This window comes from Mesorhizobium sp. Root552 (assembly GCF_001427285.1).
Taxonomy (GTDB): Bacteria; Pseudomonadota; Alphaproteobacteria; order Rhizobiales; family Rhizobiaceae; genus Mesorhizobium.
In genome coordinates this window covers 59,597-74,815 of record NZ_LMFV01000005.1, presented here as the reverse complement: position 1 = coordinate 74,815, position 15,219 = coordinate 59,597, and the positions used below count along the sequence as shown (strand labels likewise).

The window sequence follows — 15,219 nt, the reverse complement described above, 5'->3', positions numbered from 1 at the left end:
GCATCGACATGCACGATATCGAGCCCGGCACCCCTCACGCCACTGAGCCCAAGCGCCCGGCGCTTGCCTGGCTGGCGATTCCCGTAGCCATCGCGGCGCTGGCGGTCTGGTGGCTGCTGTCGTCCAATCTTTTGGCCGGTTTCTCCAACGGCGCTCCGCCGGTCGAGAACCTGACCGTCGAACGCACCATTCTCGACCAGGGCGGGATAAGGCTGCTGGTTCGGGCCGGCGGCTCGGAGCCGATGCGAATCGCCCAGGTGCAGGTCGATGCCGGCCACTGGCTGTTCGAACAGCAGCCGCCGGGACCGATCGCGCGCGGCGACACCGCCTGGATCAGCGTGCCGTACCCGTGGGTCGTCGGCGAGACCCATCACGTGGCGTTCGTCACCAATACGGGTGCCGCCTTCGACCACGAGATCGGCGTTGCCGTGCCGACGCCGGTGACGACTTCGGGCAGCCTTGCTTCGCAGGCCCTGCTCGGCGTGTTCGTCGGCATAGTGCCGGTTGCCGTCGGCCTGCTGTTTTACCCGGCGCTGCGCGGCGCAGGCCCTGCGACGATGAACTTCCTGCTGGCCATGACGGTCGGCCTGCTGGCCTTCCTGTTGGTCGACACGCTTGAAGATGCCTTCGAGTTCTCCGGCGAGTCCGCGGCGCTGTTCCAGGGGCAGGCGATGGTGATCCTTGCCGCGGCGGCGAGCTTCCTGCTGCTGATGGCGGTTGCCCGCAGCCACGGTCATCCTTCGGGGCTGGCGCTGGCGACCTATATTGCGCTCGGCATCGGCCTGCACAATCTGGGCGAGGGCCTTGCCATCGGCGCTTCCTTCGCGGCGGGCGCTGCGGGGCTTGGAACCTTCCTGGTGATGGGCTTTGCACTGCACAACATCACCGAGGGCATCGGCATCGCAGCACCTATCCTCAAGGTGAAGCCGCCGTTGTGGGTCTTCCCGGCGCTGGCGCTTCTGGCCGGCGGGCCGGCGGTGATCGGCATGTGGGTGGGCAGCCTTGCCTACGCGCCGCAGTGGTCGGCGCTGGCGCTGGCCATCGGCGCGGGAGCCATCCTGCAGGTGATCGTGGAAGTCAGTGCGCTGTTGATGCGCACGGGCAATCGCGGCACGGCGGCGCTGTTCTCGCCCGCAGTGCTGGCGGGGCTCGGCGTCGGCATCGCCTTCATGTACGGCACCGCGATGCTGGTGAAGCTTTAAGGGCGCGGCTCATCCTTGCCACGCCCGGCAAATGCCGTCTGGCCATTGTCAAAGAACTGACCTCTATTGAGAGGTCGGGAGGACGGGCGGCCGTTCGGTCGCTCGTTTAGTTTAGTAGTGCGGCCTTGCGGCCGCCCGTCCGGTGGCTTCCCTCAACCGATACACCGGCCATGCCGCAGCCCCAGCCTTGAAGGCCGACAACTGCGGGCAACACTGCGCCCGGTTCGAGGGCCGAACTTAGGGGTTCATCACCCAGCCGCCCACCGTGGACGACCAGCCCGGCACCGTCGCCCTCTCCTGATACCCGGTGCGCACCAGGTCTTCCGCAAGGGCGATGGGGGGCAGTATCGACCGGCGCAATGAGAGGTGGATGAAAAAGGCCCGAAATAACCGGCAAGCGGTTGAGATGGCGCATGTTTTGGCTGGATAGCGGCGAGAATCTATCCACGCATAACGAGGTTCCAATCGCGCCCGCGCCATGTCTCGCGAAAAACTGATTAAAAAATGCAACCGGATTGTCGGTTCCGTGGATTCCCGCGCGTCCTTCGAGGGCAAACCATGCGGCCGGGCCAGTCAACTCCCGTCCGACAGGATCGTTCCCGGGAGATAGCCATGAACCATTCATACCGTTGGGTGATCGTCGCAGCAGGGGGATTGCTGGGATGCGTTGCGATCGGCGCCATGTTTTCGCTGCCGGTATTCCTGCTGCCGATGTCGCGCGACACCGGCTGGTCGGTGACCGGCATTTCCAGCGCCATGACCATCGGCTTTCTTGCTTTGGCGGCGGCGAGCATGGTGTGGGGCAATCTGTCCGACCGGTTCGGCGCGCGCCCGGTGGTGCTGGCCGGATCGGTCATCCTCGCGGCGAGCCTGGCGATGGCCAGCCTCTCGGAATCGCTGATCGGGTTTCAACTGGTGTTCGGACTGTTGGTCGGCGGCGCGACGGCCGCCGTCTTCGCGCCGATGATGGCCTGCGTGACCGGCTGGTTCGACACGCAACGCAGCCTCGCCGTCTCGCTGGTTTCCGCCGGCATGGGTATGGCGCCGATGACCATGTCGCCGCTCGCCGCATGGCTGGTCACCGTCTACGACTGGCGCACATCGATGCTGATCATCGCCGGGATCGCCGCTGCCATCATGATCCCGACGGCCTTGCTGGTGCGCACGCCACCGCCGGTGGCCGAGGACGAGGCCGAAATTTCAGGCGAAACCGGGTCGCAATCGGCAATGACGATCGGCGAGGCGGTGCGGTCGCGCCCGTTCGTCGTCCTCTTGGTGGCGAACTTCTTCTGCTGCGCAACGCATTCCGGCCCGATCTTCCACACGGTGAGCTACGCCATAACCTGCGGCATTCCGATGATCGCGGCGGTGACCATCTACAGCGTGGAAGGGCTTGCCGGCATGGGCGGGCGCATCGCCTTCGGCGTCCTCGGCGACCGTTTCGGCGCCAAGCGGGTGCTGGTGAGCGGCCTGTTTCTGCAAGCCTTCGGCGTGCTTGCCTATGTCTTCGTCAGCCAGCTTGGTGGTTTCTACGCCGTGGCCGCCCTTGTCGGCTTCATTTATGCCGGCGTGATGCCGCTTTATGCCGTCATCGCGCGCGAAAATTTCCCGATGCGGATGATGGGCACCATCATCGGCGGCACGGCGATGGCGGGAAGCCTCGGCATGTCGACCGGTCCGCTGGTCGGCGGCCTGATCTACGACCGGTTCGACGGCTATGCCTGGCTCTATATCGGCTCGTGGGGCATAGGCATCGCGGCTTTCCTCATCGCCATGACGTTCCGCCCGTTCCCTAGGACGGAGAGGCGGGAAGCGTTGGCGTAGCACGTTCGCCGCCATGGGCGCGTCTTCTCCCGCAAGGGAGAAGGTTGGCCTGAGGACGATGTTCAGGCTGGATTGCAGGTCATGCCGTTGCGGCGGGCATTGTCGATGCAGTCCTGCCTGTTGGAATAGCCCTGGGTGGACGAACCGACGATCTTGCCGTTGGCGGCGGTGCGCCGCCAGCGCCAGCCGTCGGATGAGTAGATTTCCCACGTATCGCCATTGGTGCTCTTGCAACTTGCCATTGTAGTTCTCCTGTTGAGAACCAAGGCGTAGGGCGAGTCGGGCAGGGGACTCTACGAACTGGGTGCAACCGCTGGGTGGCGGATTGGGGTGGGGTGGTTGTGGGTGGCAACTAGGGAAGTTGCTTTTGCGCGGGGCGGGAATAGCATTCCGGCATGACCGGCTATGTCTATATGACCGCAAGCCAAATTCGCGGCACCATCTACATCGGAGTGACGAATGACCTCGCCAGGCGCATTCCCGAACACAAGGCGGGCGAGGGTTCACGTTTTACAGGCCGCTACGGGGTGCAGCGTCTCGTCTGGTACGAGGAGCATTTCGATATGCGCGATGCAATCCAGCGCGAGAAGTCGCTCAAGCGCTGGCAGCGGCAATGGAAGATTGAGTTGATCGAAAAGGCGAACCCTGAATGGCATGAGTTGATGCGCGGATTGGCGTGGTAGCTGCCGACGTTCCCAACGCTTCCAATGCTTCCAATGCTTCCAACGCGTCTTAGCCTTCCAGCCAATCCCGTTAACTCGTCATCCTCGGGCAAGCGAAGGCAACGCCGAGCGCGACCCGGGGATCCATGCCGTGACGAGGATCGTTCACACCAGCGTTGGCGGTTGTTGCGCGCGTTACCACCCGCGAGCCCTGCCGATAGGGTACGGCATGGATCCTAGGGTCTCCACCTCGCTGCGCTCGGCTCCGCCCTAGGATGACGAAGGAAGGGATGGCGGTTTTGGGGGCGGTCAGATTCTGCGTGAACTCGCTGCCGTCTGTGACACCACATTGCTTGCGTTCGGGGTGTCAGTTTGCAGCGGTTGGCACCTTCATTCAGCGAAAGTTCACCCGAGGGTTATTCAAGTCCCTGTTCTTCGAAAAGAACAACAATAGTTGAGATTGAAATTTCGTTGTAGTCTTTGTCGTCTCTTTATTTGAAATGGAATTCAAAACACGATTGAGCCACTGGCGATCCCTGTTAGTGGGGGAGCCGCCCTGGCGCATTCTCAGCCGCGTCAAATGTCGAAGTATTCTATCCGCATATCTCGGCGAAACGCCACAGCGAGCTTCTATTTGCTCGCGAGTTCTCGCGTTTCCAAACTTGGAAAACGGAAAAAGAAAGCAAAGCGCAAATGTTGTCGCTTGCCACTCCGCGCTGTTAGCCAGATTTGTATTTAAAATTCTGTCCGTATAGTTCCCAGACGCGCTATTGAGCCCAAGTGAAGCGGATTTGTAGTGAAGTAAAAGATGACCAACTTCGTGAAGAATTATCTCCTTGGAGAATAGAGAATTGTTTATTGCTCCTTCATATATGCTTTCAGATAGAACTAGTGCCAGTGGTTTATCAGAAATAAATGCTCTAACCGACCCCATGGCACTATCATCTTCAATATGCACGTGGAGTCCTGGAAAAATACGCGGTAAATCAAATTCGATATACCTAATTAAATCGAAGTTCTCATTACTTAGCGAGGCGTTACTCCGTGCCCATTCCGCTAGTAGATCAAGCTGCCTAGCTGAAGCTCCTCGTGTAATGAAGACGTTGTTCATTGTTGTGAACCATATCGAGGTTGAGTGACCCTAGTAAGTTTATAGGTAGAGTCCTGAGCGGCTAGCGCCATCTCGACATCAGCTTTATTTAATCCCAATAGTTCCATGACGAGAAGAACGTAGTGAGCGGGCGCAGGCTTCTCTCCCCGTTCAATTCGCGAGACATCAAGTGGGCTCGTGCCCACCAACTTTGCCATTTCAGGTAGCGTCATTGTCAAAGCACGCCGTTCCTCGGCACAAAGGCGACCAAAAGGACTTAGGCTGTAATTTTTGTTGGCATATTCCAATTGTTCTGCTCTCAGCTGCACCCGCTGGTCGCGCCACACGTATCGCACTTCTCGCAGGTGCCGTTGCGCACCATGGTGAAGTTCTGGCACTCCGAGCAGGAATTGCCGGTGTAGCCCTGTAGAAGTGACTTGGCGCGGCGGTCGGCGGCGACCTTCTTGGCGTCGGCCGCTTCCTGGGTGGCGGCGTCGGTGAACAGCGCCTCGGTTTCGACGGCTTCGCTTGCTTCCTCGCGGGCGCGCTCCTCATAGTCGCGCTTGAAGGCAACCGCTTCGTCGCTGGCGGTTTCGGCCTTCAGCGCCGTTGCCGTTGCTGTGGCGAGCGACAAGACATTGCCGGCAAAGGCGGTGGGCGCGGCGCGGGCAGGGCGGTCGCCCGTTCCGGAGCCTGAACCACCGGCAAAGCCCTTCGGCTCACTGGCTGCCGACACCAGCTTGACCGGCGAGACGCCGCGCGTCAGGCCCTTGGAGAAGGCGAATGCCTTGCCCTCGGTGATGCCCTTGCCGAGCGAGGTGTTGGAGAAGTCGGTATCGACATGGGCGAGATCGTTGCGGCCGAGATAGCTGATGGCGAGCTCGCGGAACACGTAGTCGATGATCGAGGTGGCGCTCTTGATGGCGTCGTTGCCCTGCACCATGCCGGCCGGCTCGAATTTTACAAACGTGAAGGCCTCGACATATTCCTCAAGCGGCACGCCGTATTGCAGGCCGAGCGAAATCGCGATGGCGAAGTTGTTCATCATGGCGCGGAAGGCCGCACCTTCCTTGTGCATGTCGATGAAGATTTCGCCGAGCCGCCCATCGTCGAACTCGCCGGTGCGCAGGTAGACCTTGTGGCCGCCGACGATGGCCTTCTGGGTGTAGCCCTTGCGGCGGTTCGGCAGCTTCTCGCGGTCGCGCACCACTTTTTCGATGATGCGCTCGATGATCTTCTCGGTTACCTGCACGGCCTTGGCGGCGGCAGGGGCCGCGATCAGCGCCTCGACGGCATCGTCCTCGTCCTCCTCGTCATCGGAGATGAGCGAGGCGTTGAGCGGCTGCGACAGCTTGGAGCCGTCGCGGTAAAGCGCGTTGGCCTTGAGCGCCAGCTTCCATGACAGCATGTAGGCGTTCTTGGCGTCCTCGACGGTCGCCTCGTTCGGCATGTTGATGGTCTTGGAGATGGCGCCCGAGATGAAGGGCTGCGCCGCCGCCATCATACGGATGTGGGATTCGACCGAGAGGTAGCGCTTGCCGATCTTGCCGCAGGGGTTGGCGCAGTCGAACACCGGATAATGTTCGGCCTTGAGGAAGGGTGCGCCTTCCAGCGTCATTGCACCGCAGACATGGATGTTGGCGGCCTCGATCTCCTTGCGGGTGAAGCCCAGCGCCGGCAGCATCTCGAAGGAGAAGTCGGAAAGCTGCTCGTCGGTGAAGCCGAAGGTCTCCTTCACCCAGTCGGCACCGAGCGTCCACTGGTTGAACACGAACTTGATGTCGAAGGCCGACTTCAGCGCGCCGTTGAGCGCCGCGATCTTCTCGTCGGTGAAGCCTTTTGTCTTGAGCGTTGAAGGGTTTACGCCCGGCGCTTGATTCAGGTTGCCATGGCCGACGGCATAGGCCTCGATCTCGGCGATCTGGCTTTCGGAGTAGCCCAGCGTGCGCAGCGCTTCCGGCACTGCGCGGTTGATGATCTTGAAGTAGCCGCCGCCGGCGAGCTTCTTGAACTTGACCAGCGCGAAATCGGGTTCGATGCCGGTGGTGTCGCAGTCCATGACCAGGCCGATGGTGCCGGTCGGAGCGATGACGGTGGCCTGCGCGTTGCGGTAGCCATGCTCCTCGCCAAGCTCGATGGCGCGGTCCCAGGCGGCGCGGGCGTGGGTGACGAGATCCTTCTGCCAGACGTGCTCGGCATTGATCGGCACCGGGTTGACGGAGAGCTTCTCGTAGCCGTCCTTGTCGCCATAGGCGGCGCGGCGATGGTTGCGCATGACGCGCAGCATGGAGACCGCATTGCGGTCGTAGTCAGGGAAGGCGCCGAGCTCTGAGGCCATTTCGGCCGAGGTGGCGTAGGAAACGCCGGTCATCAGCGCGGTGAGCACGCCGCATAGCTCGCGGCCTTCGTCGGAGTCGTAGGGGATGCCGGCGGTCATCAGCAGGCCGCCGATATTGGCGTAGCCGAGGCCGAGCGTGCGGTATTCGTAGGAAAGCTTGGCGATTTCCTTCGACGGGAACTGCGCCATCATGACCGAGATTTCGAGCACGATGGTCCACAGGCGCACCGTGTGCTCGTAGGCGGCGATGTCGATGGTGCCGTCCACGTTGCGGTAAGGCAGGAGGTTGATCGAGGCGAGGTTGCAGGCCGTGTCGTCGAGGAACATGTATTCCGAGCACGGGTTGGAGCCGCGGATCGGCCCGCCCGCCGGCGAGGTGTGCCAGTCGTTCATGGTGGTGTTGAAGTGCAGGCCCGGATCGGCGGAAGCCCATGCGGCGTAGCCGATCTTTTCCCACAGGTCGCGCGCCTTCATGGTCTTCATGACGCGGCCGTCCTTGCGGGCGGTCAGGCTCCAGTCGCCGTCCTGCTCGACGGCGCGCAGGAAGTCGTCCTTGAGCGAGACGGAATTGTTCGAGTTCTGGCCGGAAACGGTGAGGTAGGCTTCCGAATCCCAGTCGGTGTCGTAGGTCTTGAACTCGATCGAGGTGTAGCCCTGGCGTGCGAACTGGATGACGCGCTGGACGTAGTTCTCCGGCACGGCGTCCTTCTTGGCCGCCTTGATCTCGCGCTTCAGCGCCGTGTTGATCGACGGGTCGAAGCAATCGTCATCCTGACCTTCGCAGTTGACGCATGCCTTCATGATGGCGTCGAGGTGCTTGCGCACGATCTTGGAGCCGGTGACCAGCGCCGCCACCTTCTGCTCCTCCTTCACCTTCCAGTCGATGAAGCTCTCGATGTCGGGGTGGTCGGCGTCGACGATCACCATCTTGGCGGCGCGGCGCGTGGTGCCGCCCGACTTGATGGCGCCGGCGGCGCGGTCGCCGATCTTGAGGAAGGACATCAGGCCGGACGAGCGGCCGCCGCCGGAAAGCTTCTCGCCTTCGCCGCGCAGCATCGAGAAGTTGGAGCCGGTGCCGGAGCCGTACTTGAACAGGCGCGCCTCGCGCACCCACAGGTCCATGATGCCGCCTTCGTTGACGAGATCGTCCTGCACGCCCTGGATGAAGCAGGCATGCGGCTGCGGATGCTCATAGGCCGACTTCGACTTGGTCAGCTTGCCGGTGAAGGGATCGACGTAGAAATGGCCCTGGCCGGGGCCGTCGATGCCGTAGGCCCAGTGCAGGCCGGTGTTGAACCACTGCGGCGAGTTCGGCGCGACGCGCTGGGTGGCCAGCATATAGGCAAGCTCGTCGCGGAAGGTGCGGGCGTCTTCCTCCGACTTGAAGTAGCCGCCCTTCCAGCCCCAGTAGGTCCAGGTGCCGGCCAGACGGTCGAAGACCTGACGCGCATCGCGCTCGGAACCGAAGCGCTCGGCCTCGGGCAGCTCGGCAAGCTCGGCCTCGTCGGGCACGGAGCGCCACAGGAAGGAGGGGACGTCGTTCTCCTCGATCTTCTTCAGGCGCGCGGGAACGCCGGCCTTGCGGAAATACTTCTGCGCGAGGATATCGGCGGCAACCTGGCTGAACTGCGCGGGCACGTCTATGTCGTCGAGGCGGAACACCACCGAGCCGTCCGGATTCTTGATCTCGGAGAGCGCCTTGCGGAATTCGATCTCCGCGTAGGGAGATTGGCCCGCCTTGGTGAAGTGCCGTTCAATGCGCATCGCGTTCTGTCCCTTCGACTATATATAGCGCATTTCTCGCAGATTACCCCAATCTGCCCGAAAGCGCACGTCCGCCTGTTCCGGTCGCGCTCTGGCGCCCCCGGCTCTCCTTTTCGCGCCGTCTCCGGTTCAGGTCGCCAAATCCCTTTCAGAACTCGGTGCCTTGTTGCCCAGTGACGTCGCGGGTCCCTCAAAAACTGAAACTTGGTGCAAATCCCTCCGAGAGGGAAACTCACATTATCTAGTGTCGAACATACCTGCAAACACTAAATATAGTGTTAACAGACAATTTATGCGAGTCCGACAATTCTCCTTTTCGCCACCCCAAAACAGCCCCGAGCCCAATGCATCCGCCGGCCTCGTAAACGGGCGGCATGCGGGCAAAACGCACAAAATCCGGAAAAAAGACCGGGCTCGAAACTTTCCGGTCACGCCCGCAACAGGAGCGCATGGCCCATAAAAAGCGACTCGGTTTGCGTCGTCAAGAGTTCGTTTCTGTAACTTTTATGACCCCAACATCTTGTGTGTCACTTATGTGGATAACGGGGAGAATTTCCTCCGCCGCACCGCCGTTTGCACACCGGCAAACAAGCGGGCTGGTTTTCCGCTGCCGGTTGAATTCCAGCCAAACGCGCCCAATTGAATGAGCGATAAGGAAAATTCAGTTCACCCGTGATATCATCTGACTTATAGAGCGACCTACTGAACGGCAGCAGGCAGCCGGAGAGACTTCGATGAACAGCATTGCCCGTCAAAACGTGATTGAGCCGGTCGATCCGATCTGGCGTTCCATACGCGACGAGGCGATGGAAGCGGTCAATCGCGACCCGCTGCTGGCGGCCTTCCTCTATTCGGCCATTCTCAACCAGGAAAGCCTGGAAGACGCCGTGATCCACCGCTTGGCGGAACGGCTCGCGCACCAGGACATCGGCGCCGACCTCATCCGCCAGACATTCGATGCGATGCTGGATGACGATGCCCAGTGGTCTTCCGTCGTGCGCGTGGACATCCAGGCGTACTATGATCGCGACCCGGCCTGCGACCGCTTCCTGATGCCGGTGCTCTATTTCAAGGGTTTCCACGCCATCCAGACGCACCGCCTTGCGCACTGGCTGTGGAAGCGCGGCCGCAAGGATTTTGCGCTTTACCTGCAAAGCCGCTCGTCATCGGTATTCCAGACCGATATCAACCCGGCTGCCCGCATCGGCAAGGGCGTGTTCCTCGATCACGCGACCGGCCTCGTCGTCGGCGAAACCGCCGTCATCGAGGACGACGTGTCGATCCTGCACGGCGTGACGTTGGGCGGCACCGGCAAGGCCGGCGGCGACCGTCACCCCAAGATCCGCCGCGGCGTGCTGATCGGGGCAGGGGCCAAGATCCTCGGCAATATCGAAATCGGCCATTGCTCCAAGGTGGCTGCGGGTTCGGTCGTGTTGTCGCCCGTACCGCACAACAAGACGGTGGCCGGCGTGCCGGCCCGCATCGTCGGCGAGACCGGTTGCGACGAGCCGTCGCGCCAGATGGACCAGTTGCTGCCGTCGCAGGCCATGGACCACGTCGTAACCTTCGATATCTGAGAAATCCTGCGCGACCGGACGGTGCTCCGGTCCTGATCTTTGGCCGGATGGGCTATCGTCCATGCCGGCTTTTCCTTTACAGTGCGGCGACCGCCGTGCCAGAAGCGCGTTCCTGAAAACAGCCGTTCCCGGAGAGATACCTTGAAACCCGAAGAAATCCGCAAGCTCGACGCCTATTTCAAGCGCGTGTTCCAGAATCCGCGGCTTGAGGTGAAGGCCCGCCCGCGCAAGGACGATTCGGCGGAGGTCTATGTCGGCGACGAATTCCTCGGCATCGTTTTCAAGGACGAGGACGACGGCGACTACAATTTCTCGATGGCGATCCTCGACGTCGATCTCGCCTGAGCCGCAAAAGCTTACTGTTGCGCCGGCATTGCAGCCGGCGCTGCGGACGTCCTGACCATCGTGGCCGCTTCCGTGACCACAGCCGCGTCGAGCGCCTGCCAATCGTCCAGAAAGTCGCTGGAAAAGCGATAGGACAGGCTGAGGCTATCGCCGACGAGCACATCGCGCTCGCAAGGGGCGAGCGATTCTTCCGCCCTCGGACCACTAAGGCAGCGCGCGACGAAGGGATCGCGGCCGGGGCGCTCGGCAACGGCCAGAACTTCGCCCATGTACCCTGATTTTTCCGTGAAGTCGTAAAATGTGATGCCGGCAGGTCCAGGCTTGCCGGGGCGAACGATGAGGGCGCTGTAGATCGGCGCGAAGCGCCCGCTCATGTCGCGCGACATCATCTGGTCCTCGAAGGCCATGAACAGGATGTTGCTGCTGCCGTGGGCGTTGTTGAAGTCGTCCCTTGCCGTTTCGCCGTAACCGTCCATCTGCGGATAGCGCATGTAGAGATCGAGGCGCGAGGCCACGCCGTCGCGGCGGGCCTGTTCGAAACGGATCATGTTGGAAGGCGCGGCGATGACGTTATTGCCGATGACGACCTCGCGCATCGTCTTGTCGTCGGTATGGCCGCCCATCGCGATCTCATGGCCGAACCATTTGCCGGCCAGCGTAATGACAACGGAAAGCAGCGCCATCGCAGCGAAAGCGTAGAAGACTTTCAGCATCAGCGAGGAATCGACCACCCTGAATTCCGGCTGTGCAGCTTCTGCCTTGTTCATTGCGATCTGTCCCGTATCGGCACATGGCCTGCGGTGCGTTGCGGCACGGCTCTTGCATGATGCCTTTAAACCGCGACTGTGCGGTTTCATGGTAAATGGAGAGTAAAGATGACCGCTTTGCAGTTGGGCGCCTTTGCATTTCTCGTCGGGCTGACGCTGTGCGGCCTCGTCGGCTCGATCATGGAACTGGTGTCGGGTCGCAGGCTTGCCTTTGCGGCTCCCTATGTCACGCCTGCGCATGTCGTCCGCTCGCTGGCGATGACGGTGGCGGCCGGACCGTTCATGCTGGTCAACGATGCGCTGGACGCACATCGCGAGCAGCGCCTGTCCACCGCCGGCCTCGGTTCGTGCATGTGCACCGCCGTTATCTGGTTGATGGCGCTGGGCGTGGTGACGATCACCGTTGCATCGGTGGCGGCCTCCCTTCTAAGTTTGCCGGTGAATTTGCCGCGCTGAACATTTCTGGGAGACCAAATGCCGATTTACGCCATCGACGGAGTGGAGCCGCGCTTCGAGGACAGGGACAGCAACTGGGTGGCTCCCGATGCCAGTTTGATCGGCAACATCACCATCGGGCGCAACGTCGGCATCTGGTTCGGAACCGTCGTGCGCGGCGACAATGAAGAAATCAGCATCGGCGAAGACAGCAATGTGCAGGAACATACCATCATGCACACCGATCCCGGTTTTCCGCTGACGATCGGCAAGGGCTGCACGATAGGCCACAGGGCAATGCTGCATGGCTGCACGATTGGCGACAACAGCCTGATCGGCATGGGCGCGATCGTGCTGAACGGGGCAAGGATCGGCAGGAATTCGCTTGTCGGCGCGGGCGCGCTGGTGACCGAGGGCAAGGAATTTCCCGACAATTCGCTGATTGTCGGCTCGCCTGCCAAGGCCGTGCGGGCGCTGGATGATGCGGCAGTTGAGCGGCTGCGGAAATCGGCCGCCCACTATGTCGCCAATGGCAAGCGCTTCAGGGCCGGGTTGAAACCCGCCTGAAACGGCTCGCGCTTTTCGTATCGATAAAATAGGTGGAGCCGGCCCGGGGACTGGGCCGGCTCCGTAAACCCGGTCGTTGGGGACGGGGAGGGTGGGGACTCGACCGGGTTTTCTGGTTGCGCCGCGCTAGCGGACGCTGGCGACCGCGTCGGCGCGGCCGTCGTTGATGGTGACCCACGCACCGGAGTTCCGGTCGGACTGGCGCTTGAGATAGGTGTATTCGGTCTCGTCCCAGGTCAGCACCCTCGGCTCCAGATTGTCGAGGATGAAGTCGCCCATGCTGGTGTGGGCGGTGAGCACGGCATGTCCGTCGCCATTGGGCTGGCGCACCACGGTGACGAGGAGGTTGCCGGCGGGCACGCCTGCCTGCATCAGTTGGCGGCGCTTCTCGAGCACATAGTCTTCGCAATCGCCTTCACCATTGGCGGGGAAGGACCAGACCTCTTCGCGGCCCCACATTTCCATGTCGGTGCGCGGCGCTACGGAGGTGTTGACGGAATTATTGACGGAGACGATCTTGTCCCAGAGCGCGCGGGTGAGTTCGACGGGCGCCTGTTTCGGCGTCGCCTGCCTGCATTCCTGCGGGAAGCCCTGGCAGAATTCGTAGTGGCCGACAGGCTGCGTGGTGCGCCCGCCGGTGTGCATGAACGAAGCGCCGGCAAAAGCTGTTCCCCAACAGCCGAACTGCAGCGCTACTGCCGCAGCCAACGGCACGCCCCACTTCTTGTTCATTGTTATGTCTCCCCGTTTGAGGAGACAATGCCACTTCCGGATTTATTTGACGCAAAAGGCCGAAGTAGATATTAAGTAAAACGTACCGAGACTTAATATAAAAATCTAAGAAAAACAGAATAAAGCGTTAAGCAAGTTTCGGTCGAATTTTACCTGTCGAACCTGAAGGCTGAAGGGTGCCGCGCACCGGCGTTTGCGTGCATCCGCAAGCGAATGGAATCAGAGCGGCTCGATGAACCGCTCTTTCCAAATTTGCAGACTGTCTGGGGAAATCTCAGGAACGCGGCGAGTTGAATTCCGCGTCGAGCGTCTCGGGCCGCTGGATCACGGCGAACTCGATCGCCACGCCGTCCTCGAAATGACGCACCACCTGGCCGCGCATCGTTCCGAGCGTGACCTGGATGCCGATGGCCGGCTTGACGTCGATTTCGATTGCAGCGCCTGACAGCGACAGGTCGATGATGCGGCACTGGTACTGGCGCCCGTCCATGAGTTGCAGGACGCTCATCGGATTGCGCGGGGAGACACGCTCGTGGCGGCGGTCTTCCGGCAGGTCGAGTTCGTGCTTGTTGGCAAGCCAGGTAAGCTGGGCGGCGAGCTTGTCGCGCTTGCGTTCCGACGCAATCACCGTCATGGCGAAGCCGTCCTGCAAGGTGCGCGTGACGACGCCCTCGACGCGGCCGATGTGGTCGATATAGGCGATGATCTTTTCGCCGGGTTCGCCGATGCGTTCGGCGCGCAGCGCCACGTTGCCGGGCGACATCTCGACGACCTGGCACGGATGCTCGGACCGATCTTCCAGCATGAAGCGCCCGTAGATCTTCACACGGACACGTTGAAAGTTACGCCTTTCAACCCTGGACGGCGCGTAGTCGACCGCCGTTGACCTCATGACTGCCTACACCCCGTTGGCCGTTCCGCGTTTGGCGCGCGGATTTCATACGGAACTCTAGGCAGGGAAGGTTAACAAACGGGAAAGTGCCGGAGCGATTTTTTAAGGATCGGCCCTATTCCTCGCGCCCGCCATCCAGCACGACGAGATGGCGGATGCGGCGCGCGCGGCCATATTCGGTCAGCGTCTCGGCCGAATCCAGTTCGGTGGGCGCAAGTTCGGGGACACTGATGGCAGGGCGGTTGCCAAGGAAGAGGTTTTCCTTGTCCGGGTCGATGATGCGCACCGAATCGATCTGCACGTCGATGATGGGATCGACGCCCAGCCAGAACGGCTTCTCGGCCGGCGAGATGACGCCGAGGCAGCGCAGGTTTTCCGCGCCGCCGTCAAGCGGCAGCGCCAAGAGTTCGAACTCGACCGAGCGCCTGTTGCGGCTGAGGCCGGAATAGGTGATCAGCACCACCGATTGCTGGCGGAACACGCCGTCGATCAGCCTTGAAACGAGGCGCTGGTCCTTGCTGCGCCAGAGCGAGGGGAACGAGAAGCCTTTGAGCTCGCGGCCATAGGTTGCGCACAGCCTTGTGCCGGCGAGGCGGAACACGGCTTCGCCGCGCGTATCCTTTTCGAGGATGAAAGTGTCGGCCAGAAGCGTCTTGATGTCCGCCGGCTCCACTTCGGTGCGTCGCGGAGCGGGACGTCCATCGCGCAGCCGGTTCCAATAGTGGAACAGTCCGATCGATCCGTTCAGGTTCATTTTCGTTCCGCTCCGCGCAATCTGTCGCCTGATGTCCCATCGGTGAACAGAAGGTCGCCTTCCCGATGGACTACATGCTGCGCGCAGCACGATGCGTGCCAGTCCGGATCTGGCTTGTTCACGCCTCGGGGCCGTTAAGGTTAAAAAACGGTTTACATTGCCGGCCAAGTTCGAATGTGAAACATTGAAATCACTCCAGAAAGTCGGCTGGCCGCGAAAACGGCGACGGGCTTTCAGTCAAAAGTTCAGGGGAGCTGTGGGGGCTCGGCA

14 protein-coding genes are annotated in these 15,219 nt (G+C 61.5%); 7 read left to right on the top strand and 7 right to left on the bottom strand.

Going from position 1 to position 15,219, the window contains the following annotated elements; translation table 11 throughout:
* Window positions 1-8: 8 nt before the first annotated feature.
* Together ASD50_RS03015 and ASD50_RS03010 are read left to right on the top strand one after the other, a co-directional pair.
* Window positions 9-1,202: a metal transporter gene (locus ASD50_RS03015; protein ID WP_082549472.1), complete on the top strand. Its 1,194-nt coding sequence runs from the start codon at window positions 9-11 to the stop codon at window positions 1,200-1,202.
* A 612-nt stretch (window positions 1,203-1,814) separates the two neighbouring features.
* Window positions 1,815-3,026, top strand: a complete 1,212-nt coding sequence (locus tag ASD50_RS03010; RefSeq protein WP_056235917.1) for an MFS transporter — start codon at window positions 1,815-1,817, stop codon at window positions 3,024-3,026.
* Window positions 3,027-3,088: 62 nt separating this feature from the next.
* Here the strand turns inward: ASD50_RS03010 and ASD50_RS03005 are convergent, their stop codons facing one another.
* Window positions 3,089-3,268, bottom strand: coding sequence for a YegP family protein (locus tag ASD50_RS03005; RefSeq protein ID WP_056235914.1), 180 nt, complete (start codon window positions 3,266-3,268; stop codon window positions 3,089-3,091).
* A 153-nt stretch (window positions 3,269-3,421) separates the two neighbouring features.
* Here ASD50_RS03005 and ASD50_RS03000 point away from each other — a divergent pair, with 153 nt between their 5' ends.
* Complete coding sequence (locus ASD50_RS03000) at window positions 3,422-3,709, top strand: GIY-YIG nuclease family protein (protein WP_056235911.1); 288 nt, start codon at window positions 3,422-3,424, stop codon at window positions 3,707-3,709.
* Between the two features lie 373 nt (window positions 3,710-4,082).
* On the opposite strand, the gene ASD50_RS22885 is transcribed toward ASD50_RS03000, so the two are convergent.
* Both ASD50_RS22885 and ASD50_RS02995 read right to left on the bottom strand, forming a co-directional pair.
* Complete coding sequence (locus ASD50_RS22885; protein ID WP_156464915.1) at window positions 4,083-4,799, bottom strand: ImmA/IrrE family metallo-endopeptidase; 717 nt, start codon at window positions 4,797-4,799, stop codon at window positions 4,083-4,085.
* Window positions 4,800-5,097: 298 nt separating this feature from the next.
* Window positions 5,098-8,880 carry a vitamin B12-dependent ribonucleotide reductase gene (locus ASD50_RS02995; RefSeq protein ID WP_056235907.1) on the bottom strand — a complete coding sequence of 1,261 codons (3,783 nt, stop codon included), beginning with the start codon at window positions 8,878-8,880 and terminating at the stop codon, window positions 5,098-5,100.
* Window positions 8,881-9,614: 734 nt separating this feature from the next.
* Between ASD50_RS02995 and cysE the strand changes: the two genes are divergently transcribed.
* Both cysE and ASD50_RS02985 read left to right on the top strand, forming a co-directional pair.
* Window positions 9,615-10,457, top strand: coding sequence for a serine O-acetyltransferase (gene cysE / locus ASD50_RS02990; protein WP_056235902.1), 843 nt, complete (start codon window positions 9,615-9,617; stop codon window positions 10,455-10,457).
* Window positions 10,458-10,598: 141 nt separating this feature from the next.
* Window positions 10,599-10,802 carry a DUF3126 family protein gene (locus tag ASD50_RS02985; protein ID WP_056235898.1) on the top strand — a complete coding sequence of 68 codons (204 nt, stop codon included), beginning with the start codon at window positions 10,599-10,601 and terminating at the stop codon, window positions 10,800-10,802.
* Between the two features lie 11 nt (window positions 10,803-10,813).
* On the opposite strand, the gene ASD50_RS02980 is transcribed toward ASD50_RS02985, so the two are convergent.
* Window positions 10,814-11,569: a hypothetical protein gene (locus tag ASD50_RS02980; RefSeq protein ID WP_056235895.1), complete on the bottom strand. Its 756-nt coding sequence runs from the start codon at window positions 11,567-11,569 to the stop codon at window positions 10,814-10,816.
* 108 nt (window positions 11,570-11,677) lie between these two features.
* Between ASD50_RS02980 and ASD50_RS02975 the strand changes: the two genes are divergently transcribed.
* Entirely contained in the window at window positions 11,678-12,025 is a 348-nt protein-coding gene (locus ASD50_RS02975; RefSeq protein WP_056235890.1) for a DUF6949 family protein, read from the top strand.
* A gap of 18 nt (window positions 12,026-12,043) precedes the next feature.
* Entirely contained in the window at window positions 12,044-12,571 is a 528-nt protein-coding gene (locus ASD50_RS02970) for a gamma carbonic anhydrase family protein (protein WP_056235889.1), read from the top strand.
* 126 nt (window positions 12,572-12,697) lie between these two features.
* Here ASD50_RS02970 and ASD50_RS02965 read toward each other — a convergent pair whose 3' ends face one another.
* The 3 genes from ASD50_RS02965 to ASD50_RS02955 form a co-directional block, all read right to left on the bottom strand.
* Window positions 12,698-13,303 (bottom strand): transglutaminase-like cysteine peptidase, encoded by a 606-nt coding sequence (locus ASD50_RS02965; protein ID WP_056235886.1) that lies wholly within the window; start codon window positions 13,301-13,303, stop codon window positions 12,698-12,700.
* A 274-nt stretch (window positions 13,304-13,577) separates the two neighbouring features.
* Window positions 13,578-14,195 (bottom strand): PilZ domain-containing protein, encoded by a 618-nt coding sequence (locus ASD50_RS02960; protein ID WP_056235880.1) that lies wholly within the window; start codon window positions 14,193-14,195, stop codon window positions 13,578-13,580.
* Between the two features lie 115 nt (window positions 14,196-14,310).
* Window positions 14,311-14,949, bottom strand: a complete 639-nt coding sequence (locus ASD50_RS02955; RefSeq protein ID WP_056235877.1) for a PAS domain-containing protein — start codon at window positions 14,947-14,949, stop codon at window positions 14,311-14,313.
* Window positions 14,950-15,219: the final 270 nt, after the last annotated feature.

Excerpts from the sequence above, each read along its gene's own strand:
- ASD50_RS02975 (WP_056235890.1), top strand. The coding sequence starts at position 11,678 with ATGACCGCTTTGCAGTTGGGCGCCTTTGCATTTCTCGTCGGGCTGACG.
- ASD50_RS03000 (WP_056235911.1), top strand. The coding sequence starts at position 3,422 with ATGACCGGCTATGTCTATATGACCGCAAGCCAAATTCGCGGCACCATC.
- ASD50_RS02960 (WP_056235880.1), bottom strand. The coding sequence starts at position 14,195 with ATGAGGTCAACGGCGGTCGACTACGCGCCGTCCAGGGTTGAAAGGCGT.
- ASD50_RS02965 (WP_056235886.1), bottom strand. The coding sequence starts at position 13,303 with ATGAACAAGAAGTGGGGCGTGCCGTTGGCTGCGGCAGTAGCGCTGCAG.
- ASD50_RS02955 (WP_056235877.1), bottom strand. The coding sequence starts at position 14,949 with ATGAACCTGAACGGATCGATCGGACTGTTCCACTATTGGAACCGGCTG.
- ASD50_RS22885 (WP_156464915.1), bottom strand. The coding sequence starts at position 4,799 with ATGAACAACGTCTTCATTACACGAGGAGCTTCAGCTAGGCAGCTTGAT.
- cysE (WP_056235902.1), top strand. The coding sequence starts at position 9,615 with ATGAACAGCATTGCCCGTCAAAACGTGATTGAGCCGGTCGATCCGATC.
- ASD50_RS02995 (WP_056235907.1), bottom strand. The coding sequence starts at position 8,880 with ATGCGCATTGAACGGCACTTCACCAAGGCGGGCCAATCTCCCTACGCG.
- ASD50_RS03005 (WP_056235914.1), bottom strand. The coding sequence starts at position 3,268 with ATGGCAAGTTGCAAGAGCACCAATGGCGATACGTGGGAAATCTACTCA.
- ASD50_RS02980 (WP_056235895.1), bottom strand. The coding sequence starts at position 11,569 with ATGAACAAGGCAGAAGCTGCACAGCCGGAATTCAGGGTGGTCGATTCC.
- ASD50_RS03010 (WP_056235917.1), top strand. The coding sequence starts at position 1,815 with ATGAACCATTCATACCGTTGGGTGATCGTCGCAGCAGGGGGATTGCTG.
- ASD50_RS03015 (WP_082549472.1), top strand. The coding sequence starts at position 9 with ATGCACGATATCGAGCCCGGCACCCCTCACGCCACTGAGCCCAAGCGC.
- ASD50_RS02970 (WP_056235889.1), top strand. The coding sequence starts at position 12,044 with ATGCCGATTTACGCCATCGACGGAGTGGAGCCGCGCTTCGAGGACAGG.